This window comes from Pseudoxanthomonas sp. SGT-18 (genome assembly GCF_003931645.1).
In the GTDB taxonomy this organism is placed as follows: Bacteria; Pseudomonadota; Gammaproteobacteria; order Xanthomonadales; family Xanthomonadaceae; genus Pseudoxanthomonas.
On sequence record NZ_RRYJ01000002.1, the window covers coordinates 485,668 to 505,945 of the forward strand.

A 20,278-nucleotide genomic window follows, 5' to 3' on the forward strand; every position below is an offset into this window, starting at 1 on the left:
GTTCCCGGGGGTGTCCTGGTTTCGACGGGGGTTGCGAAGTCGACTGGCGCATGCCGAGGGGGCAGCTTTCCTCGTTAATCCAGCGGCAAAACTCATAGTTGCCAACGACGACAACTACGCTCTGGCCGCCTAAGGCCTAGCCCCGAACCCACTTGTGCCCGTGCTCGTGGATGTAGGGTCATCATCACGGGATCGCCATCGGCGGCTGCCTGTCAGCTGATGGTCAAAACAAAACAGGCTGGTCCCGGGGCGCGCTTCGCACGCCGTGCTGCAACGGGACGAGACCCAACGGCGGGCTAAGCATGTAGTGCCGGAGATGGAGTGCCTTCGGACGGCGGTTCAACTCCGCCCACCTCCACCAATGACGAAACCCCAGCCCCCGCGGGCTGGGGTTTTTTCTTGCCCGCGCGGTGGCCGGCGCGATCAGGCCGGGGTTTCCCAGCGGGTCGAGGGGAAGCGGTTGAGCGCGTAGTGCAGCAGCGAGATGAACACCAGCATCGCCGAGACCGAGATCACCACCGAGACGCCGCGATAGAGGGAGTTGCCGATCAGGTCGTCGGTGGGGCTGAGCAGGCCGAACAGGATCGCCAGCGCCGTGACCGCCGAGAAACCCGTCATCGAACCGGACTTGTCGCGGGTGTGGCTGGCGCTGAACCACAGCAGCCCGGCCAGCAGGGCGCTCGCGGTGAGGGGCCAGAAGCTGGAGTAGTGGGTGATCAGCAGCTGCGTCACCGAGGCGTGGATCGAGCCTATGACCGAGCCCACGATGCGGGTGCGCCCGAAGCTCCAGATGCCCTCGTGGGTCAGGCCCAGCAGGATCAGCACCGTGGCCATCTGCGCGCTCAGCGAATCGCTCATCTCGACCAGCTGGAAGAACGCGAACGAGCCGGTCGCGCCCAGCGCGCACAGCAGGACGAGGTGGCGGCGCTGGGTCGGGGTGCGCTTCGGCGGGATGCGCGGGGCGCGCGGCTCCACGTCCGGGAACAGGGCGAACGAGAGCACGTACAGGACCACGCTGCAGGCCAGCGAACCGGCGATGGCCCAGAACAGCTGCTGCCACGCCATCTCCGGGTAGCTGCCGTAGTGGACCAGGCCGCTGCACACCGCCAGGCACATGGCGCCGTACATGAACAGCTTGCGCGGGCTGGTCATGACCGCGAAGCAGAACAGGGCGTAGCCCAGGTAGATCGCGGTCATCACCACCGGGTGGGTGGAGAACACGCCGATCATGAGGCTGGCGGCGATCATCCCGGTCGGTGCGCTGGCGATGAACTGCAGCGCCACGTGCCGGTCGTAGACCGGGGACAGGCCGAGCAGTACCAGCGGGTAGACCGCGTAATAGGCCGCGTAGGGCAGGGACAGCAGGGTCGCCAGCGCCCAGCCGACGAAGCCACCGAAGGCCATGCGGCAGGCCTGGCGCCAGTCGTTGGCGGTCAGCACCTGGGCAGGGTTAGTAGACATAGCGCAGCGCGGCCAGCAGGCGGATCTGGGCTTCCGCGAAGACGCGGGCGATGGTCGAGCTGTGCGGCACCAGCTGCACCGTGGCGCGCGAGCCGCTGACCAGCTGCGGTGGATCCTCCAGCTGCACGTTCACCCGCACGCGCTGCGCGCGCCGGATCCAGCGGTCGGTCTCCACGGTCTCCACCAGCGAGCCATCCGGGTTGAGCTGTCCCTGGGCGATGCCCGCGTCCACCGAGACCACCCGGCCGACAAACACGCGCCCGGGCAGCGCATCGAGGCTGACGATGGCCGGGTCGCCCGGGTTGACCCGGTTCAGCGCCTTCTCGCGGAAATCGGCGGTGATGGTGGGCTTGAGCCCCACCAGCGCCAGCACCGGCGTGCCGGCCGGCACGTAGTTGCCGGGGCGCAACCGCATGTTGGTGACGATGCCGTCCTCCAGCGCCACGATGCGGGTGTGCTCGAGGTCGCGCTGGGCGATGGCCAGGTTGTTCTTCGCTTCCCGCAGGTACAGGTTGTCCGGGCCCTGCTCGCCGCGCTGTACCAGCACCGCCTGCAGCCGCGCCTCGGCCGCCCGCAGCGCGGCCAGGCTTTCGTCGCGCCTGGCGACGGCCGCCTCGGCGGCGCTGGCCGGCACCACGCGCTGCTGGGCCAGGGCGACCTGCCGCCTGGCCTGGCGCACCGCGTCGTCCGCCACCGCCCTGGCGCTGGCCACGGCCGCGCGCGCCGCGGCGATGTCGGCGTCGCGCTGGCGGATGGTCCGCTCGGTTTCCTCCAGGGCCAGCTTGGCGGACCGCACCGCCAGCTCGTAGCGGGTGGAATCGATCTCGAACAGCACCTGCCCGGCCTTCACCGCCTGGCCGTTGGCGACGTTCACCCGGACCACCGTGCCGGGCACTTCCGGCGCGATCCGGGTGGTGTCGTAGAGCACCCGCGACTCCGGGGTCAGGGGCATGAACTGGTCGGCGACGACCACGTAAAGCAGCAGCAGGACCCCAATCGCCGTGGCGATGTAGACGCTCCGGCGGAAGCGTTGCTCGGGGGTCGGCTCGGGGCGTGAAGTCTGGTCGGCCATGGTTGAAACGCTCGGTATTCCGTTGGATCCGGCGCAATTGTGGTGGCCGCCCCTGGCGCCTTGTAGGGGAAAAAAAAGGAAGATAGCCTTGCGGAAAATGGAAGGCTGGCGCGCGACCGATGCTTTTGGCGACCTCAGGCTGTTCGTGCGCATCGCCGCGGCGGGCAGCCTTTCGGAGGCCGCGCGGCGCCTGCAGAGCTCGCTGCCGGTCGTAAGCCGCCGCCTGGCGGCGCTGGAACAGCGGCTGGGCGTGCGCCTGATCGAGCGCGGTCCGCGCCGCTTCACCCTGACCGAGGAAGGCAGTTTCCTGCTCGAGCGCGCCGAGGCGATCCTGCGCGAGCTCGACGCCGCCGAGGCCCAGCTCACCGAGCGCGCCAGGGACCCGCGCGGGCACATGCGCATCTGTGCGCCGCTGGAAATCGGCAGGAACCGCGTCGCGCCGCTGGTGGCGGAGTTCACCGCGCGCTATCCCCGGATCAGCATCGAGCTTTTCCTCAACGACGCCCACGTCGACATCGTCGAGGAAGAGATCGACATCGGCCTGCTGCTGGACCTGCCCAACGACGGCAACCTGGTCACGCGCACGCTGCTGCGCAGCCAGCGGGTGACGGTGGTCTCGCCGCAATACCTGGAGCGGCACGCGCCGATCCGCAGGCCCGAGGACCTGCTGCAACACGACTGCGCGCGCCTGGTGCGCGGCCGCCGGGTGTTCGACCGCTGGCTGTACCGGGAGGGAGGCCAGCTGCGGGAAATCCGCGTCGGTGGAACGTTGCTTTCGAACAACGCCGAGGTCGTCCACCAGTGGGCGCTGGCGGGACGCGCCGTTGCATACAAGGCCCTGTGGGACGTGGAAAGCGACCTCCGCGCGGGGCGCCTGGTGCGCCCGCTGCAGGCCTTCGAATGCGACCAGATCAACCTGTACGCGGTCTACGCCTCGCGCGCCCACCTGCCGCAGCGGATGCGGCTGTTCCTCGACTTCATCGCCGAGAAGCTGCAGGCCGGCACCTGAGCCGGGCCGGCGCCGCCGGCGGCCGGCCCGCGCGGCGGCTCAGGCGTCCTTGTTGTGGCGGCGCAGGGCGCGCTGCTTCTCGCGCTGCCAGTCGCGGTCGCGCGCGGTATCGCGCTTGTCGTGCTCCTTCTTGCCCTTGGCCAGGGCGATCTCGAGCTTGACCTTGTTGCCGCTCCAGTACATGGCGGTGGGCACGATGGTGTAGCCGTCGCGCTCGACCCGCCCGATCAGCTTGTCGATCTCGTGCCGGTGCAGCAGCAGCTTGCGCGTGCGGCGGTCGTTGGCCACCACGTGGGTGGAGGCCTGGATCAGCGGCGTGATCTGCGCGCCGATCAGGTAGATCTCGCCGTCCTGCACGTAGGCGTAGCCGTCGGTGAGGTTGGCGCGGCCGGCGCGGATCGCCTTGACCTCCCAGCCCTGCAGCGCCAGGCCGGCCTCGAACCGTTCCACCAGGTGGTATTCGAAGCGGGCGCGCTTGTTAAGGGCGATGGTGCGGTTGGCCGGCTCGGCCTTGGACTTGGCCTTTGCCTTATCATTGGGCGCTTTCTTGCTCATCCATCCATTGTCGCCCAAATCGGGCGGCCGCAGACGCCCCGGTCCAAATGCCAAGCATCACCCGCAGTGCCCTGGTCGGCCATACGGCGGCCCGCATGTTCGACCTGGTCAACGACGTGGCCGCCTATCCGCGGCGCTTCGCGTGGTGCGAGCAGGCGCAGGTCCTGGAGCAGGGCGAGGACCGCATGGTCGCCCGCCTGGACCTGGGCCTGGGCTCGCTGCGCACCTGGTTCACCACCGAGAACCGGCTGGAGCGGCCGCACCGGATCGACATGCAGCTGCGCGACGGCCCGTTCCGCAAGCTCCACGGCGTGTGGACCTTCCAGGCTCTGGACGAAGCGGCTTGCAAGGTCAGCCTGACCCTGGAGTTCGAGCCGGCCTCGCGCCTGCTGGGGCCGGTGTTCGCGCTGGGCTTCCAGGGCCTGGCCGACCGCATGGTCGACGACTTCGTGCGCGTGGCCGACCGCGAGGCCTGAGGATGCGGGTGCAGGTCGTCATCGCCTGGCCGCACCGCTTCGAGCAGCGCGAGCTGGAACTGCGGGAGGGCGCGAGCGTGGCCGACGCGGTGCGCGCGGCGGCGCTGGGCCACGAAGGCGAGGTGGCCGGCTACGCGGTGTTCGGGGCGGCGGCGCGGCCGGAGACGCCGCTGCGCGACGGCGACCGGGTGGAACTGCTCAGGCCGTTGCTGCTGGACCCGAAGGAAGCGCGCCGGCGCCGGGCGGGCGCGCAGCGCGGCGGACGCTAGCCTCAGCGGCGGCGCTTGTCCTTGTCCTTGGGGATGTTCGGGCCGAACTGGCGCAGCGACTTGCGCGCCAGCTCCAGGTCCTGCTCGGGGAAGTACTCGCCTTCCCAGCGCACCAGGGTGTCGTTCTCGAAGTGCAGCGTCAGGGTCTTGATCTCCACGTTGCCCTGGCGGTCGGTGCGCTCGCTGGCGGCGTAGTCCCAGCGCTGGTGGTGGAAGGGATCGGCCAGCGAGGGGGTGCCGAGCAGGCCGGCGACCTGCTGCTTGCTCAGGCCCGGGCGCAGCTGGTCCACCGCCTCCTTTTCCATCAGGTTGCCCTGGTAGATCGGCTGCTTGTACAGGATGCCGCAACCGGCGAGGGCCAGGCAGGCGGGAGCGATCAGCAGCAGGCGGGACAGGCTTGGCATTGCGTCTACGCGGGGGTGGAGAATGGGCCGATGATACACTCCCGGCGCGCCGAACGGCCCGTCGCCGGCCCGCCGGCGGTAAACCGGTAGTGAATGGAGCTAGGGCCAATGGAATCCAACGACCTTCGCCGCGTGGGCCTCAAGGTGACCCATCCGCGGATGCGCATCCTCGAGCTGTTGGAGGAAAAGCAGCCCCAGCACCACCTGACCGCCGAGGACATCTACCGCCGCCTGCTGGAGCAGGGCGACGAGATCGGACTGGCCACCGTGTACCGGGTGCTGACCCAGTTCGAGGCCGCCGGCCTGGTGATCAAGCACAACTTCGAGGGCGGGCAGGCGATCTACGAACTGGACCGCGGCGGCCACCACGACCACATGGTCGACCTGGATACCGGCAAGATCATCGAGTTCGAGAGCGCGGAGATCGAGGAGCTGCAGCGCCAGATCGCGGCCAGGCACGGCTACGAGCTGGAGGACCACTCGCTGGTCCTGTACGTGCGCAAGCCGCGCCGCTGATCCTCCCGGTGCCCGATGCGGAAACGGCGCCTTGCGGCGCCGTTTCCATGCATGGCCTCAGCCGGCGGCGGTGGCGCGCTGGCGCGTCCGCTTCGGCGCGGTTGCAGTGGCGTCCGCGGCCACCGCCTCCTCCAGCAGGCGCCGCGCCGCGGCATACGCTTCCGGGCCGACCTCGACGCCGCCCAGCATGCGCGCCACCTCGGCCAGCCGGCCTTCGCCGTCCAGGCGCTCGACCGAGCTGCGGGTGATGCCTTCCACCGGCGCCTTGCTGACCCGGTAGTGGGCATGGCCCTGGGCCGCGACCTGCGGCTGGTGGGTCACGCACAGTACCTGGCGTGAGCGGCCCAGGGCGCGCAGCTTGCGGCCGACGATCTCGGCCACCGCGCCGCCGATGCCCGAGTCGACTTCGTCGAACACCATGGTCGGGACCGCGTCCGAACCCAGCGCGGCGACCTCGATCGCCAGCGAGATGCGCGACAGCTCGCCACCGGAGGCGACCTTGCGCAGCGGACGCGGCGGCTGCCCGGCATTGGCCGCGACCAGGAACTCGACCCGCTCGGCGCCGTTCGGGTCCGGGCGCGAACCGGCGTCGGCCACCGGTTCCAGTTCGACCAGGAAACGGCCGCCGCCCATGCCCAGCTCGTCGATCAGCGCCGTGGTGGCCGCGGCCAGGGCCTCGCCGGCGGCACGACGGGTGGCGCCCAGCGCCGCCGCGGCTTCCTGCCAGCGGGCGCTGGCCTTGGCGATCTCCGCATCCAGCTGCAGCAGGCGGTCGCCGGCGCCGCGCAGCAGTTCCAGCTCGGCCGCGATCGCGTCGCGGTGCGCGGCCAGCTCGGCCACTGGCAGGCGGTGCTTGCGCGCCAGGTCGTGGACCCGGGTGAGGCGGCGTTCCAGTTCCTCGAAGCGGTCCGGGTCAAGGTCCAGGTCGTCGCGGATCCGGCCGAGCAGGGCCAGCGCTTCTTCCAGCTGCACCGCCGCGCCTTCCAGCAGGCTGTCGACCTCGCCCAGGCGGGGCTCGTCGCCAGCGGCGCGGGCCAGGCCGCTGCGCGCCTGCTGCAGCAGGCCGGTGAGCGAGGGGCCTTCGTCGCCGTCGATCCGGGCCAGCGCCTCTTCGCAGGCGGCGATCAGCCCGGCGGCATTGGCCTGGCGGCGGTGGGCCTGGTCCAGCGCCTCGAGCGCGGCCGGGTCCAGGTCCTCGCGTTCCAGCTCGGCCAGCTGGTGCTCCAGCCAGCCGATGCGGTCGCCGACGTCGCCGCGCGACTGCAGGTCCGCGCGCTCGTCCAGCAGCGCCTGCCAGGCCACGGCCGCCGCGCGCACGGCGGCGCGCTCGGCCTCGTTGCGGGCATGGGCGTCCAGCAGTGCCAGCTGGCTGGCGCGCGAGAGCAGGGACTGGTGCTCGTGCTGGCCGTGGATCTCCACCAGCAGCCCGGCCAGTTCGGCCAGCTGTGCCAGGGTCACCGGGCGGCCGTTGATCCAGGCCCGCGAGCCGCCGTCGGCGCGGATCACCCGGCGCAGCTGGCACTGCTCGTCGTCCTCGTCCAGCTCCTGTTCGCGCAGCCACTGCCGCGCGGCGGGGTTGCCGGACAGGTCGAAGCCGGCCGCCAGCTCGGCGCGCTCGCTGCCGTGGCGGACCACGCCGCTGTCGGCGCGCAGTCCGGACAGGAACCCCAGGGCGTCCACCAGCAGCGACTTGCCGGCGCCGGTTTCGCCGGAGATCACGGTCATGCCGGGTCCGAACTCCAGTTCCGTGGCGCGGACGACGGCGAAATCCTTCAGGGCGAGATGGGTCAGCATGGTCACATTGTAGGGGTGGCCGATACCGGCGCGATGCTCGCCGCAGGCCGTCGCGCCGGCTGAGACGCAGGGCCCGGCCGGCCTTGCCCCCCCTGGTGGCTGGCGCTATCTATTGCCCATGGCAACCCCGTCGTCCGCCCAGGTCCAGCTCGATCCGCGTGCCCGCCAGCTGCTGCGCACCCTGATCGGCCGCTACATCCGCGATGGCGAGCCGGTCGGCTCGCAGACCCTGGCCAAGCACTCGGGCCTGGACGTCAGCCCGGCGACGATCCGCAACATCCTGGCCGAGCTGGAGGAGATCGGCCTGCTCAGCTCGCCGCACACCTCGGCCGGGCGGGTGCCGACCGCCCAGGGCTACCGGGTGTTCGTGGACAGCCTGCTGCAGGTGCGCTCGCTGGGCGAGCACGAGCTGGCCCGGCTGCGCGCGGAGCTGACCGCCGCGGCTGGGACCCAGGCCCTGCTCGGCAACGCCTCGGAGTTGCTGTCGGCCATGACCCACTTTGTCGGGGTGGTCAGCGCGCCGCGCCGCAGCCAGTTCGCCTTCCGCCAGATCGACTTCGTGCCGCTGGGCGGGCGCCGGATCCTGGCCATCGTGGTGTTCGCCGACGGCGAGGTGCAGAACCGGGTGGTCGAGCCGCAGCGGGCCTTCGGCCAGGACGAGCTGGAGCGGGTCGCCAACTACCTCAACACCCATTTCGCCGGGCGTCCGCTGGCGCACATCCGCGCCACCCTGGTGCATGAGCTGCGCCAGGCCCGGGACGAGCTGGAGCAGCTGCTGGCGCAGTCGGTGGAGCTGGCCGAACAGGCCCTGGAGCCGCCGGGGGACGACATGGTCGTGGCCGGCCAGACGCGGTTGCTGGGCCTGCAGGACCTGTCGGACCTGGAGCGCCTGCGCGAGCTGTTCGAGGCCTTCGCCCGCAAGCGCGAGATCCTGCAGCTGCTGGAGCGCACCCAGCGTGCCCCCGGGGTACGCATATTCATAGGCGAGGAGACCGGCCTGGCCCCGCTGGACGGGGTGTCCCTGGTCACCGCCCCCTACAGCAGCGGCGGGCAGGTGCTGGGCGTGCTGGGGGTGATCGGCCCGACGCGGATGGCCTACGACCGGGTGATCCCGGTGGTCCAGGCGGCCGCCGACGTGCTCGGGGCGGCCCTGGAGGGCTCGGCCGGACCGTCCCAGCCTTGAATCGCTCCGTTCCGGCCCCCATTGGGGCGGGGATGGGCGGCCGGGAGCGCCGCCACGGAGCCGATTTGCAATGACCGAAAACGACATCCAGTCCCCCCAGCCGCAGGAAGCCGAGGCCAGCATCGAGGCCCAGCTGCGCGAGGAGATCGAGGCCCTGCGGGGCGAGATCGAGCAGCTGCGCATGGATTCCCTGCGCGAGCGAGCCGACCTGGAGAACCAGCGCAAGCGCGTGGCGCGCGACATCGAGCAGGCCCGCCGCTTCGCCAACGAGAAGCTGCTGGGCGAGCTGCTGCCGGTGCTGGACAGCCTGGATGCCGGCCTGGCCGCCGCCGGCGAGCAGGAAAGCCCGCTGCGCGAGGGCCTGGAGCTGACCAAGCGCCAGCTGCTGAAGGTCGCCGCCGACAACGGCCTGGTCGTGGTCGATCCTGCCGGCCAGCCGTTCAACCCCGAACACCACCAGGCCATCAGCCAGGCCGATCCGGGCGACGCCGCCCCGGGCACCGTGCTGCAGGTCTTCCAGAAGGGCTACCTGCTCAACGAGCGCCTGCTGCGGCCGGCGCTGGTGGTGGTGGCCCGCCACGACTGAACATCCGGCTGAATGCGCCTACTTGAACGGCGCCGGCCCACCCTTATCTAGCGATCAAAGGCCAAGGCAGCACCGGCCCAACACATTCCAGGGAGCACCCAATCAATGAGCAAGATCATCGGCATCGACCTGGGCACGACCAACTCGTGCGTCGCGATCATGGAGGGCGGCAAGGCCCGCGTGATCGAGAACGCCGAGGGTGATCGCACCACCCCGTCGGTCGTCGCCTACACCAAGGACGGCGAGGTGCTGGTCGGCGCGCCGGCCAAGCGCCAGGCCGTCACCAACCCGAAGAACACCTTCTACGCCGTCAAGCGCCTGATCGGCCGCAAGTTCACCGACGCCGAAGTCCAGAAGGACCTGGGCCTGGTCCCGTACGCGATCCGCCAGCACGACAACGGCGACGCCTGGGTCGAGACCAGCGAGGGCCGCAAGATGGCCCCGCAGGAGATCTCGGCCAAGGTGCTGGAGAAGATGAAGAAGACCGCCGAGGCCTTCCTGGGCGAGACGGTCACCGAGGCGGTGATCACCGTCCCGGCATACTTCAACGACAGCCAGCGCCAGGCGACCAAGGACGCCGGCCGCATCGCCGGCCTGGACGTCAAGCGCATCATCAACGAGCCGACCGCGGCGGCCCTGGCCTACGGCCTGGACAAGGCCGGCGGCGACCGCAAGATCGTGGTCTACGACCTGGGCGGCGGCACCTTCGACGTGTCGATCATCGAGATCGCCGAGATCGACGGCGAGAAGCAGTTCGAGGTGCTGGCCACCAACGGCGACACCTTCCTCGGCGGCGAGGACTTCGACTCGCGCGTCATCGACTACCTGGTCGAGGAGTTCCAGAAGGACCAGGGCATCGACCTGCGCAAGGACCCGCTGGCCCTGCAGCGCCTGAAGGACGCGGCCGAGCGCGCCAAGATCGAGCTGTCCAGCGCGCAGCAGACCGAGGTCAACCTGCCGTACATCACCGCCGACGCGACCGGCCCGAAGCACCTGGCGATCAAGCTGACCCGGGCCAAGCTCGAGGCGCTGGTCGACGACCTGATCAAGCGCTCGATCGAGCCGTGCCGGGTGGCGCTCAAGGACGCCGGCCTGCGCGCCTCCGACATCGGCGAGGTGATCCTGGTCGGTGGCCAGACCCGCATGCCCAAGGTGCAGCAGGCCGTGGCCGAGTTCTTCGGCAAGGAGCCGCGCAAGGACGTCAACCCGGACGAGGCCGTGGCGCTGGGCGCCGCGATCCAGGGTGGCGTGCTGGCCGGCGACGTCAAGGACGTGCTGCTGCTGGACGTGACCCCGCTGAGCCTGGGCATCGAGACCCTGGGCGGGGTGATGACCAAGATCATCGAGAAGAACACCACGATCCCGACCAAGGCCTCGCAGGTGTTCTCCACCGCCGAGGACAACCAGTCGGCCGTGACCGTGCACGTGCTGCAGGGCGAACGCGAGCAGGCCCGCTACAACAAGTCGCTGGCCAAGTTCGACCTGACCGGCATCGAGCCCGCTCCGCGCGGCATGCCGCAGATCGAGGTGTCCTTCGACATCGACGCCAACGGCATCCTGCACGTGTCGGCCAAGGACAAGAAGACCGGCAAGGAGCAGAAGGTCGAGATCAAGGCCGGCTCGGGCCTGTCCGAGGAGGAGATCCAGCGGATGGTCGCCGACGCCGAGGCGCACCGCGAGGAAGACAAGAAGTTCCAGGAGCTGGTCCAGGCCCGGAACCAGGCCGATGGCCTGATCCACGCCACCCGCAGCGCCATCACCGAACACGGCAGCAAGGTGCCGGGCGACGTGATCGGCCGCGTCGAGTCGGCGATCGCCGACCTGGAGACCGCGCTCAAGGGCGACGACAAGGCCCAGATCGAGGCCAAGGCCAAGGCGCTGGAGGAGGCCGGGCAGTCGCTGTACGCGGCGGCCGCGGCCGCCGGCCAGGGCGATGCCGGCGCGGCCGGCGGTGCGGCCCCGGGTGGCACGGCCCAGGACGACGTGGTCGACGCCGAGTTCACCGAGGTCAAGGACGACAAGAAGCCGTGATTGGTGACTGGTGATTCGTGGCTGGAAAGAGCGGGGCCCCGGCCCCGCTCTTTCCCGGCGGATCGCCGTGGACGTGTACCCTCGAATCACCAATAACGAATCACGAATCACTGCCTCCCGATGAAGCGCGACTACTACGAAGTCCTCGGCGTGTCCCGCACCGCCAGCGACGAGGAGCTGAAGAAGGCCTATCGCCGCTGCGCGATGAAGTACCACCCGGACCGCAACCCGGGGGACGCCGCCGCGGAAGCCGCGTTCAAGGAATGCAAGGAGGCCTACGAGGTCCTGTCCGACCCGGGCAAGCGCCGTGCCTATGACGCCCATGGCCATGCCGCGTTCGAGCATGGCATGGGTGGCGGGGGTGGCCCCGCGCCGGACATGAACGACATCTTCGGCGACATCTTCGGGACCATCTTCGGCGGCGGTGGTGGGCGCGGCGCACGGCGCGGCGCGGACATCGGCTACGTCATGGAGCTGGACCTGGAGGAGGCGGTCGCCGGCGTCGAGAAGCGCATCGAGATCCCGACCCTGTCCGAGTGCGAGGCCTGCAAGGGCAGCGGCTCGGAGGACGGCAAGGTCGAGACCTGCGGCACCTGCCACGGCCACGGCCAGGTCCGTTTCCAGCGCGGCATCTTCGCCATGCAGCAGACCTGCCCCGATTGCGGTGGGCGGGGCCAGGTGGTGCGCAACCCGTGCCGCAAGTGCCATGGCGCCGGGCGCGTGGAGGACGAGAAGGTCCTCTCGGTCAAGATCCCCGCCGGCGTGGACAGCGGCGACCGCATCCGCCTGACCGGCGAGGGCGAGGCCGGCCCGCCCGGCACCCCGCCGGGCGACCTCTACGTCGAAGTGCGCGTGCGCGAGCATGCGATCTTCACCCGCGACGGCGACGACCTGCACTGCGAGGTGCCGATCCGCATCTCCCAGGCCGCGCTGGGCGACGTGGTCTCGGTGCCCACCTTGGGCGGCGAGGTCGAGATCCGGATCCCGGCCGAGACCCAGACCGGCAAGACCTTCCGCCTGCGCGGCAAGGGCGTGCGTTCGGTGCGCAGCCGCGCCCCGGGCGACCTCTACTGCCGCGTGGTGGTGGAGACCCCGGTCAACCTCACCGCCGAGCAGCGCGAACTGCTGGAGAAGTTCGAGGCCACCTTCACTGGCGAGGAGGGCCGCCGGCACTCGCCGCGTTCGGCCACCTTCCTCGACGGCGTCAAGGCGTTCTGGGGGCGCATGACCTCGTCCTGAGGCATGCCGCGGCGAGGCGTCGCGGTTTGCGCATCGATCTTTCCGGCGGGCCCGCGTTGCGGGCCCGCTTTCTGTCGCGTCCGGCGGGAAACCTGCCGGAATCGGCATATTTCCGTTGCTCCTGAAACGCTGCGCGCGGCGCCCGGAAGCACGCGCTAGCATGCGCTGCCTCCTTCCGAAGCCCTCCGCATGAGCCAACTGGAAAGCCACCTGGTCCACGAGCGCCGCAACCGCCCGCAGGGGCCTTCGCCGGTGGACCTGGTGTCCGTCCAGTCGCAGCTGGCCTACGGCTACGCCGGCAACAGCGCGGCCACGCCGGTGTTGCGCATGCTGGGCGTGCGCGTGGCCGAGGTGCCGACCACGCTGTTCAGCAACACCCCCTTTTACCCGACCCTGCGCGGCAGGGTGCTGCCGGCCGACTGGCTGGCCGAGCTGCTGCTGGGCCTGGACGAGCGCGGCGTCACCGCGCGCGCGCCGCTGCTGGCCTCCGGCTACTTCGGCAGCGTCGCCAACGGCGAGGCCTTCGCCACCTGGCTGGAGCGCAACCATGCCGCCGGCACGGCGCCGCGCTACCTGCTGGACCCGGTGATTGGCGATACCCATACCGGTGCCTACGTCGAACCCGGGCTGGAGCAGGTGTTCGTGCAGCGCCTGTTGCCGCTGGCGTGGATGGTCACCCCCAACGCCTTCGAGCTGGAGCGCCTGGCCGGCCGGCCGGCGCTGCGCGAATCCGACGCGCTGCAGGCCGCGCGCGAGCTGCTGCAGCGCGGCCCGCAGTGGGTGCTGGCGCACAGCGTGGTGGGCGAGGGCGAGGACGATGGCGACCAGCTGCTGACCCTGCTGGTCGGGCGCGAACAGGCCTGGCGCCTGCGCTCGCCACGCCTGGCGGTGGACGTGGCCGGCACCGGCGACGTGCTCACCGCGCTGGTGGCGACCTTCCTGCTGCGCGGCGAAGCGCCGCAACGCGCCGCCGAGCGCGCCCTGGCCGGCGTGCACGCCACCCTGGAGTCGACCCTGGCCAACGGCTGGGAGGAGCTGGACGTGCAGGCGGCGGCGGCCGCGGCGCTGGCTTCCGGCCCGGCGCGCTTCCCGGCGGTGGCGCTTTGAGCGGCAGCGTGGGGGTGCCGGCCCATCCGGTGGTGGGCGTGGTGGGCAGTGCCGGGGCCTATGGCCGCTGGCTGCGCCGCTTCTTCGAGGACCGCATGGGACTGCGGGTGCTGGGCCACGACCCGGCCGACCCGGGCAGCGATCCGTCCGAGCGCCTGCTGGCCGAGGCCGACGTACTGGTGTTCAGCGTGCCGATCCGCGACGCCGCCACGCTGATTGGCGACTACGTGCAGCGCTCGGCCGGGCGCGAGGCCGGCCGCCTGTGGCTGGACATCACCTCGATCAAGCAGGCGCCGGTGGCGGCCATGCTGGCTTCGCGCGCCGAGGTGGTGGGCCTGCATCCGATGACCGCGCCGCTGAAGACCCCGACCTTGCGCGGGCGGGTGGTTGTGGTGTGCGAGGAACGCCTCGAGCAGTGGCGCGGCTGGGTCGACCAGCTGCTGCACGCGCTGCAGGGCGAATACGTGCGCGCCACCCCGGCGCACCACGACCGGGTCATGGCCCTGGTGCAGGCGATGGTGCATGCCGTGCACCTCGGCCAGGCCGGGGTGCTGCGCAGCTTCGCCGGCGAACTGGGCGGCCCGGCCGAGCTGATGCCGTACCGCTCGATCGGCTTCGAGATGGACGCGGCCGTGGCCGCGCGCATCCTTTCGCTCAACCCGCAGGTGTACGAGGACATCCAGTTCGGCAATCCGCACACCGTGGAGGTGCTGTCGCGGCTGGCGGCGGAGATCGCGCGGCTGCAGGTGCTGGTGGCCCGTGGCGACGACCAGGCGCGGGCCGAGTTCCGCGAGCACTACCTGGCCGCCAATCGCGCCGCCTGGGGCGAGGCCGCGCTGGAAGAGGGCAGCTACACCTTCGAACGGGTGGGCTACCTGCTGGCCGACCTCACTGAGAGCCGGCGCCTGAGCGTGCACCTGCCGGAGGACCGCCCTGGCTCGCTGCGCGCGCTGCTGCACGTGTTCGAGGAGCACGGCATCAACCTGACCTCGATCCACTCCTCGCGCACCCCGGCCGGCGAGGTGCACTTCCGCATCGGCTTCGACGCCGACGCCGACGTCGAGCGCCTGCGCGCCGCGGCCGGGGCGATCGACCGCAGCGGCCTGGGTCGGGTGCTGGAACGGCCCTGAGCCCTCAGTCGGCGGTCAGCACCAGGCTGCCGTCCTCGTTGCTGAACTGCTTGTCCTTGCGCACCAGGCGCTGGCCGTCGGGCAGTTCGTAGCGCAGGGACGGGCGGCCGTCGGGGCCGTTCTCGTCGTGGAACTCGATGATGACGTAGGCGTTGCCGTCGTTGCCGGTGGCGGGGAACTGGCGGAAAGACATGCCTGCCTCCTGGGGTGCATCGGGCGCCGCGCCCGTCGGCCTGCAAGGATGCGGCGGGCCGGCGTGAAGAACCGGTCTGCGGGTGCCCCGGGCGCTGCGCCGCAGCAATGGGCCCGCGGCGGGCATAACCGTTAGACTAGGCCCATGAGCACCCAATTCACGCTGTCCGGGCGCGCCCGGGCCCTCACCAGCTCTGCGATCCGCGAGATCCTCAAGGTCACCGAGCGTCCCGAAGTCATTTCCTTCGCCGGCGGCCTGCCGTCTCCGGCGACCTTCCCGGTCGAGCGCATGCGCGAGGCCACCGAGAAGGTGCTGCGCGAGGCCCCGCACGCGGCCCTGCAGTACGGCCCGACCGAAGGCTACACCCCGCTGCGCGAATGGGTGGCCGAGCGCCTGGGCCGCAATGGCGCGAAGATCCCGGCCTCGCGCGTGCTGATCACCACCGGCTCGCAGCAGGGCCTGGACCTGCTTGGCAAGGTGCTGATCGACGAGGGCAGCAAGGTCCTGGTCGAAACCCCGAGCTACCTCGGCGCGCTACAGGCGTTCTCGCTGTTCGCGCCGAAGTTCGCCTCCCTGCCCAGCGATGCCCAGGGCATCGTCACCGACCAGATCACCCCGGCCGACCTGGAAGGCGCGCGCTTCCTGTACTGCCTGCCGAACTTCCAGAACCCGACCGGCCGGCGCATGCCGCTGGAGCGCCGCAAGGCCCTGGTCGAGCTGGCCGCCAGGGCCGGCGTGCCGCTGGTCGAGGACGACCCGTACGGCGAGCTGTCCTACGGCGGCGAGGCGCTGCCCAGCCTGCTGTCGATGAACCCCGACGGCGTGATCTACATGGGCTCGTTCTCCAAGGTGCTGGCCCCGGGCCTGCGCCTGGGCTACGTGGTGGCGCCGGAGGAGATCCTCGGCAAGATGGTCCAGGCCAAGCAGGCTGCCGACCTGCACACCCCGTCGTTCTCGCAGCGCATCGTCCACGAGGCGGTGCAGGACGGCTTCATCGACCGCCATATCCCCTCGATCCGCAGCCTGTACGGCGCCCAATGCCAGCACATGCTGGCGGCGCTGGAGCGCGAGTTCCCCAAGGAAGCGCGCTGGAACCGCCCGGAAGGCGGCATGTTCATCTGGGTCGAGCTGCCGGAAGGCATCGATACCGGCGCGCTGCTGGCCAAGGCAATCGAGCGCAACGTGGCCTTCGTGCCGGGCGCGCCGTTCTACGCCGCCGAACCGCGCCGCAACACCCTGCGCCTGTCCTTCGTGACCGTGCCGGCGGAGAAGATCGACCAGGGCATCAAGGTCCTGGGCGAGCTGCTGAAGGCCGAGATCGCGGCACTGCCCGCGGCGGCCTGATGCCGGCGGCACGTGCCCATCGCCGTCCTGTCGGCGCGGTGGTGGGCGCGTGAGCGCGCGCGTCCTGGCCCGGGTCGAGTCCGTGCTCACCGGCACGGCCGTGCCGTATACCCGGCCCGGCAGCCGCAGCGCGATCGCCAAGCAACCACGCCAGGGGCCGGTCGCGATCGGCCCCGAGGGCCTGCAGGGCGACGAACAGGGCGACCGCCGCGTGCATGGCGGTCCCGACAAGGCCATCCACCACTACGCCCGCGACCACTACGCGGCGTGGGCCGCGGAAATCGGCGCGCATCCGCTGCTGCAGGCCGCCGGCGCGTTCGGCGAGAACATCAGCACCAACGGCGTCACCGAGTCCGGTATCTGCCTCGGCGACCGCCTGCGCCTGGGCACGGCCGTGGTCGAGGTGGCGCAGGGGCGGCAACCGTGCTGGAAGCTGTCCGACCGCTTCGGCGTGCCGGACATGGCGCGCCGGGTGCAGGACAGCGGCCGCAGCGGCTGGTACTACCGCGTGCTCGAACCCGGCCAGGTTCAGGCCGGCGATGACCTGCTCCTGCTGGAACGCCCGTATCCGGAATGGCCGCTGCCACGCCTGGCCGCGCTGCTGTACCGGCGCACCCTGGACCAGGACGAACTGCGCGCGGCGCTGCGGCTACCGCTGGTGCCTTCCTGGCAGCGCACCTTCGAGCGCCGCCTCGAACAGGGCCAGACCGAAAGCTGGGATTCGCGCCTGCAAGGCCCGCAGGGTTGACGGCGTTCCCTCTGCCTCCAGAGAGGATGATTCCCGGCAGGGCCAGGGAAGCCATCCATCCGCCGCATCACGTGGCCGGATAAGCGAAGCGCATCCGGGGTGAGGGCCGGTGTGCCAGTCGCCGCGCCGATCGCAGCATCGCGCGTGCCCTGCAACGTTCCGCCGCGAAGGGGGAGGCCGGCCAGACGAAGCGCGTCCGGCTTCGCTCACTCCCGCGCCAGAGCCTGCCCAACCTTGCTGCCGGTCGTGCGGCCCAGCACACCAGCCAGCCAACGCCCCGTCTCCGCCAGCGCCTCCAGGTCGACCCCGGTCTCCAGGCCCATGCCGTGCAGCATGTACACCAGATCCTCGGTCGCGAGGTTGCCGCTGGCGCCGCGCGCGTAGGGGCAGCCGCCGGTGCCGGCGACCGCGGCGTCGGCCACGCGCACGCCGGCTTCCACGCAGGCGGCGACATTGGCCAGGGCCTGGCCCCAGGTGTCATGGAAATGCACTGCCAGCGCCTGCATCGGCACCTCGGCGGCGACCGCCAGCAGCATTTCCCGCGCCTTGCGCGGTGTGCCCACGCCGATGGTGTCGCCCAGCGAGACCTCGTAGCAGCCCAGCGCGTGCAGCCGCCGCGCCACCCGGACCACGTCGGCCAGCGGCACCTGTCCCTGGTAGGGGCAGCCCAGCACGGTGGAGACATAGCCGCGCACGCGCACGCCGTCGGCGCGGGCGCGCTCGAGCACCGGCATGAAGCGCTCGATCGACTCGTCGATCGAGGCATTGGTGTTCTTCCGGTTGAAGGCTTCCGACGCGGCGGTGAACACCGCCACTTCCTCCGCGCCCGCGGCGCGCGCGCGCTCGTAGCCCTGCAGGTTGGGCACCAGTACCGGATAGGCGACCCCCGGCCGACGCCGGATCCCGGCCATCACCTCGGCCGCGTCGGCCAGCTGCGGCACCCATTTCGGGCTGACGAAGCTGGTGGCCTCGATGCTGCGCAGGCCGGTGGCCGAGAGCCGGTCCACCAGCGCGATCTTGTCCGCGGTGGCAACCATCGCGACCTCGTTCTGCAGGCCGTCGCGCGGGGCCACCTCGACGATGCGCACGAACTCGCTCATGCCGCCTCCGCGTCGCCGACCACGGCCAGCACCGCCTCGGCCTCGACGAAGTCGCCGGCCGCAGCGCGCAGCGCGGAAACGATGCCGGCGCGCGGCGCCTTGACCGACAGCTCCATCTTCATCGCCTCCATCACCAGCAGCTCGGCACCGGCCTCGACCTGCTGCCCGGGCCCGACCCGCACGACCACCACGCGGCCGGGCATGGGCGCACGCACCTGGCCGTCGCCGCCGCCTTCCTCGCCGCCGGCGCGTTCGCCGGACAGGCGCGCGACCTGCAGGCGGCGCCGGCCGTCATGCAGTTCCAGCACCTCGCCGTCGAAGCGCATGCGCGCGCGGCGGCCGACACCGTCCAGCAGCAGTTCCACCCAGCCATCATGCGTGCGCGCGCCGTCGACGGCGTGTTCCCGGCCGTCCACCGACAGCTGCCACTGGCCGCCATGGCCGCGCGCCAGCACCTCGTGCGTGGCTTCACCGCAGCGCAGGCGCAGGTGGCGCGCGGCGCGCCCATGCAGGCGCCAGCCATCGGCCAGCGCCCAGGGCGAATGCGGCTCCGCGCCGGCCGCGGCCCGTGCGGCCTCGGCCTGCTGTGCACGCAGCAGGAACGCCACCGCCGCGATCGCCAGTTCGGCGCTGCCTGCCGCATCGCCGCCGTGCAGGAACTCGTCCAGATGGCGGTCCAGGTAGCCGGTGTCGATCCGGCCCTCGACCACCGCCGGATGCCGCGCCAGCGCCTCGAGGAAACCGATGTTGGTCTTCAGCCCGGCGACATGGCATTGCGCCAGCGCCGCGCGCAGGCCGGCCAGCGCCGCAGGGCGGTCCACGTCGTGCACGATCAGCTTGGCGATCATCGGATCGTAGAACACGCTCACCGCATCACCCTGTTCGACGCCCGCATCCACGCGCACGTGTGCGGAGGGCGAGGGCAGGGCCAGCGTGCGCAGCGTGCCCGAGGCCGGCAGGAAGCCCGAATCCGGATCCTCCGCGTACAGCCGCACCTCGATCGCGTGGCCGCGTTGCGGCACCTGGTCCTGGCGCAGCGGCAGCGGCTCGCCGGCGGCCACGCGCAGCTGCCATTCCACCAGGTCCAGGCCGGTGACCATCTCGGTCACCGGATGCTCGACCTGCAGCCGGGTATTGATCTCCATGAAGTAGAAGTTGCCTTCCGGGTCGACGATGAACTCGACCGTGCCGGCGTTGACGTAGCCGATCGCGCGCGCCGCGGCGACCGCCGCCTCGCCCATGGCCGCGCGCAGCCGCGGGGTCAGGAACGGCGAGGGCGACTCCTCCAGCACCTTCTGGTAGCGGCGCTGGGCCGAGCATTCGCGCTCGTTGAGGTGGATCACCTGGCCGTGGCTGTCGGCGAACACCTGGATCTCGATATGCCGCGGCGAGCGCACGTAGCGCTCCAGCAACACGCGGTCGCGGCCGAAGGCGTTGCGTGCCTCGCGCTGGCAGCTTTCCAGCGCGGCGGCGAAGTCCTCCGGCGCGTGCACCACGCGCATGCCCTTGCCACCGCCGCCGTGCGCCGCCTTGACCATCAGCGGGAAGCCGGTGCGTTGCGCCTCGGCCGCCAGTGTTTCCGCGGACTGGTCCTCGCCGTTGTAGCCGGGGACGACCGGGACGCCGGCGGCGGCCATCAGCTGCTTGGCGCCGGCCTTGCTGCCCATGCGCTGCATGGCCGATGCCGGCGGACCGACGAACACCAGGCCCGCCGCGGCCACCGCCTCGGCGAAGCCGGCGTTCTCGGACAGGAAGCCGTAGCCGGGATGGATGGCCTCGGCGCCGCTGCGCAGCGCGGCGTCGATCACCGCCTCGCCGCGCAGGTAGCTCTCGGCCGGCGCCGCGCCGCCGATGCACACGGCATGGTCGGCCATGCGCACGTGCAGGGCGCCGGCGTCGGCCTCCGAGTACACCGCCACGGTCTCGATCCCCAGGCGCCGGCAGGTGCGGATGACGCGGCAGGCGATCTCGCCGCGGTTGGCGATCAGGAGGCGCTTGAACAACGGGCTTGCAGGCATGGCGGGTCCAGGTGGGAACCGCGGCGCAGGGCACGCGGTTGGA

20 protein-coding genes and 1 other RNA gene are annotated in these 20,278 nt (G+C 71.2%); 13 read left to right on the plus strand and 8 right to left on the minus strand.

Going from position 1 to position 20,278, the window contains the following annotated elements; all coding sequences use genetic code 11:
- Positions 1-6: 6 nt before the first annotated feature.
- Positions 7-361: a transfer-messenger RNA gene (gene ssrA, locus EIM47_RS05270) on the plus strand.
- A gap of 62 nt (positions 362-423) precedes the next feature.
- Here the strand turns inward: ssrA and EIM47_RS05275 are convergent.
- Positions 424-1,461: a DUF2955 domain-containing protein gene (locus EIM47_RS05275; protein ID WP_083852453.1), complete on the minus strand. Its 1,038-nt coding sequence runs from the start codon at positions 1,459-1,461 to the stop codon at positions 424-426.
- Positions 1,451-2,533: an efflux RND transporter periplasmic adaptor subunit gene (locus EIM47_RS05280; protein ID WP_164514542.1), complete on the minus strand. Its 1,083-nt coding sequence runs from the start codon at positions 2,531-2,533 to the stop codon at positions 1,451-1,453. The genes EIM47_RS05275 and EIM47_RS05280 overlap by 11 nt, the downstream gene beginning before the upstream one ends.
- 97 nt (positions 2,534-2,630) lie before the next feature.
- On the opposite strand from EIM47_RS05280, the gene EIM47_RS05285 reads away from it, so the two are divergent.
- Complete coding sequence (locus EIM47_RS05285) at positions 2,631-3,542, plus strand: LysR family transcriptional regulator (protein WP_028915616.1); 912 nt, start codon at positions 2,631-2,633, stop codon at positions 3,540-3,542.
- Between the two features lie 39 nt (positions 3,543-3,581).
- Here EIM47_RS05285 and smpB read toward each other — a convergent pair whose 3' ends face one another.
- Positions 3,582-4,097, minus strand: a complete 516-nt coding sequence (smpB, locus tag EIM47_RS05290; RefSeq protein WP_019399494.1) for an SsrA-binding protein SmpB — start codon at positions 4,095-4,097, stop codon at positions 3,582-3,584.
- 47 nt (positions 4,098-4,144) lie between these two features.
- Here smpB and EIM47_RS05295 point away from each other — a divergent pair, with 47 nt between their 5' ends.
- Both EIM47_RS05295 and EIM47_RS05300 read left to right on the plus strand, forming a co-directional pair.
- Complete coding sequence (locus EIM47_RS05295; RefSeq protein ID WP_028915615.1) at positions 4,145-4,573, plus strand: type II toxin-antitoxin system RatA family toxin; 429 nt, start codon at positions 4,145-4,147, stop codon at positions 4,571-4,573.
- Positions 4,570-4,842 (plus strand): RnfH family protein, encoded by a 273-nt coding sequence (locus EIM47_RS05300; protein ID WP_026010713.1) that lies wholly within the window; start codon positions 4,570-4,572, stop codon positions 4,840-4,842. The genes EIM47_RS05295 and EIM47_RS05300 overlap by 4 nt, the downstream gene beginning before the upstream one ends.
- A 2-nt stretch (positions 4,843-4,844) precedes the next feature.
- Here EIM47_RS05300 and bamE read toward each other — a convergent pair whose 3' ends face one another.
- Positions 4,845-5,237, minus strand: a complete 393-nt coding sequence (bamE, locus tag EIM47_RS05305; RefSeq protein WP_198006227.1) for an outer membrane protein assembly factor BamE — start codon at positions 5,235-5,237, stop codon at positions 4,845-4,847.
- 117 nt (positions 5,238-5,354) lie between these two features.
- Between bamE and fur the strand changes: the two genes are divergently transcribed.
- Entirely contained in the window at positions 5,355-5,762 is a 408-nt protein-coding gene (gene fur / locus EIM47_RS05310) for a ferric iron uptake transcriptional regulator (RefSeq protein ID WP_019399498.1), read from the plus strand.
- 57 nt (positions 5,763-5,819) lie between these two features.
- On the opposite strand, the gene recN is transcribed toward fur, so the two are convergent.
- Positions 5,820-7,556 carry a DNA repair protein RecN gene (gene recN, locus EIM47_RS05315; RefSeq protein WP_028915613.1) on the minus strand — a complete coding sequence of 579 codons (1,737 nt, stop codon included), beginning with the start codon at positions 7,554-7,556 and terminating at the stop codon, positions 5,820-5,822.
- Positions 7,557-7,674: 118 nt separating this feature from the next.
- Between recN and hrcA the strand changes: the two genes are divergently transcribed.
- The 6 genes from hrcA to EIM47_RS05345 all read left to right on the plus strand — a co-directional run bounded on the left by hrcA (position 7,675) and on the right by EIM47_RS05345 (position 14,832).
- Complete coding sequence (gene hrcA, locus EIM47_RS05320) at positions 7,675-8,739, plus strand: heat-inducible transcriptional repressor HrcA (RefSeq protein ID WP_125076317.1); 1,065 nt, start codon at positions 7,675-7,677, stop codon at positions 8,737-8,739.
- Between the two features lie 70 nt (positions 8,740-8,809).
- Positions 8,810-9,325, plus strand: coding sequence for a nucleotide exchange factor GrpE (grpE, locus tag EIM47_RS05325; protein ID WP_019399501.1), 516 nt, complete (start codon positions 8,810-8,812; stop codon positions 9,323-9,325).
- A gap of 105 nt (positions 9,326-9,430) precedes the next feature.
- Positions 9,431-11,356 (plus strand): molecular chaperone DnaK, encoded by a 1,926-nt coding sequence (dnaK, locus tag EIM47_RS05330; protein ID WP_019399502.1) that lies wholly within the window; start codon positions 9,431-9,433, stop codon positions 11,354-11,356.
- Positions 11,357-11,476: 120 nt separating this feature from the next.
- Positions 11,477-12,595 carry a molecular chaperone DnaJ gene (gene dnaJ, locus EIM47_RS05335; RefSeq protein WP_019399503.1) on the plus strand — a complete coding sequence of 373 codons (1,119 nt, stop codon included), beginning with the start codon at positions 11,477-11,479 and terminating at the stop codon, positions 12,593-12,595.
- A 189-nt stretch (positions 12,596-12,784) separates the two neighbouring features.
- On the plus strand, positions 12,785-13,702 hold the full coding sequence (pdxY, locus tag EIM47_RS05340) for a pyridoxal kinase (protein ID WP_019399504.1): 918 nt from the start codon (positions 12,785-12,787) through the stop codon (positions 13,700-13,702).
- 14 nt (positions 13,703-13,716) lie between these two features.
- Positions 13,717-14,832, plus strand: a complete 1,116-nt coding sequence (locus EIM47_RS05345) for a prephenate dehydrogenase (RefSeq protein WP_026010707.1) — start codon at positions 13,717-13,719, stop codon at positions 14,830-14,832.
- A 4-nt stretch (positions 14,833-14,836) separates the two neighbouring features.
- Here the strand turns inward: EIM47_RS05345 and EIM47_RS05350 are convergent, their stop codons facing one another.
- Positions 14,837-15,025: a hypothetical protein gene (locus EIM47_RS05350; RefSeq protein ID WP_019399506.1), complete on the minus strand. Its 189-nt coding sequence runs from the start codon at positions 15,023-15,025 to the stop codon at positions 14,837-14,839.
- A 144-nt stretch (positions 15,026-15,169) separates the two neighbouring features.
- On the opposite strand from EIM47_RS05350, the gene EIM47_RS05355 reads away from it, so the two are divergent.
- Both EIM47_RS05355 and EIM47_RS05360 read left to right on the plus strand, forming a co-directional pair.
- Positions 15,170-16,369: a PLP-dependent aminotransferase family protein gene (locus EIM47_RS05355; protein WP_019399507.1), complete on the plus strand. Its 1,200-nt coding sequence runs from the start codon at positions 15,170-15,172 to the stop codon at positions 16,367-16,369.
- Positions 16,370-16,418: 49 nt separating this feature from the next.
- On the plus strand, positions 16,419-17,117 hold the full coding sequence (locus EIM47_RS05360; RefSeq protein WP_125076318.1) for an MOSC domain-containing protein: 699 nt from the start codon (positions 16,419-16,421) through the stop codon (positions 17,115-17,117).
- Positions 17,118-17,323: 206 nt separating this feature from the next.
- On the opposite strand, the gene EIM47_RS05365 is transcribed toward EIM47_RS05360, so the two are convergent.
- On the minus strand, positions 17,324-18,217 hold the full coding sequence (locus EIM47_RS05365; protein ID WP_019399509.1) for a hydroxymethylglutaryl-CoA lyase: 894 nt from the start codon (positions 18,215-18,217) through the stop codon (positions 17,324-17,326).
- Positions 18,214-20,220, minus strand: coding sequence for an acetyl-CoA carboxylase biotin carboxylase subunit (locus EIM47_RS05370; RefSeq protein ID WP_125076339.1), 2,007 nt, complete (start codon positions 20,218-20,220; stop codon positions 18,214-18,216). The genes EIM47_RS05365 and EIM47_RS05370 overlap by 4 nt, the downstream gene beginning before the upstream one ends.
- Between the last annotated feature and the right edge of the window lie 58 nt (positions 20,221-20,278).

Bases quoted from the DNA above. Each gene is read 5' to 3' on its own strand.
- EIM47_RS05275 (WP_083852453.1), bottom strand. From the start codon at position 1,461: ATGTCTACTAACCCTGCCCAGGTGCTGACCGCCAACGACTGGCGCCAG.
- EIM47_RS05280 (WP_164514542.1), bottom strand. From the start codon at position 2,533: ATGGCCGACCAGACTTCACGCCCCGAGCCGACCCCCGAGCAACGCTTC.
- EIM47_RS05285 (WP_028915616.1), top strand. From the start codon at position 2,631: ATGGAAGGCTGGCGCGCGACCGATGCTTTTGGCGACCTCAGGCTGTTC.
- smpB (WP_019399494.1), bottom strand. From the start codon at position 4,097: ATGAGCAAGAAAGCGCCCAATGATAAGGCAAAGGCCAAGTCCAAGGCC.
- EIM47_RS05295 (WP_028915615.1), top strand. From the start codon at position 4,145: ATGCCAAGCATCACCCGCAGTGCCCTGGTCGGCCATACGGCGGCCCGC.
- fur (WP_019399498.1), top strand. From the start codon at position 5,355: ATGGAATCCAACGACCTTCGCCGCGTGGGCCTCAAGGTGACCCATCCG.
- recN (WP_028915613.1), bottom strand. From the start codon at position 7,556: ATGCTGACCCATCTCGCCCTGAAGGATTTCGCCGTCGTCCGCGCCACG.
- hrcA (WP_125076317.1), top strand. From the start codon at position 7,675: ATGGCAACCCCGTCGTCCGCCCAGGTCCAGCTCGATCCGCGTGCCCGC.
- grpE (WP_019399501.1), top strand. From the start codon at position 8,810: ATGACCGAAAACGACATCCAGTCCCCCCAGCCGCAGGAAGCCGAGGCC.
- dnaK (WP_019399502.1), top strand. From the start codon at position 9,431: ATGAGCAAGATCATCGGCATCGACCTGGGCACGACCAACTCGTGCGTC.
- dnaJ (WP_019399503.1), top strand. From the start codon at position 11,477: ATGAAGCGCGACTACTACGAAGTCCTCGGCGTGTCCCGCACCGCCAGC.
- pdxY (WP_019399504.1), top strand. From the start codon at position 12,785: ATGAGCCAACTGGAAAGCCACCTGGTCCACGAGCGCCGCAACCGCCCG.
- EIM47_RS05350 (WP_019399506.1), bottom strand. From the start codon at position 15,025: ATGTCTTTCCGCCAGTTCCCCGCCACCGGCAACGACGGCAACGCCTAC.
- EIM47_RS05355 (WP_019399507.1), top strand. From the start codon at position 15,170: ATGAGCACCCAATTCACGCTGTCCGGGCGCGCCCGGGCCCTCACCAGC.
- EIM47_RS05365 (WP_019399509.1), bottom strand. From the start codon at position 18,217: ATGAGCGAGTTCGTGCGCATCGTCGAGGTGGCCCCGCGCGACGGCCTG.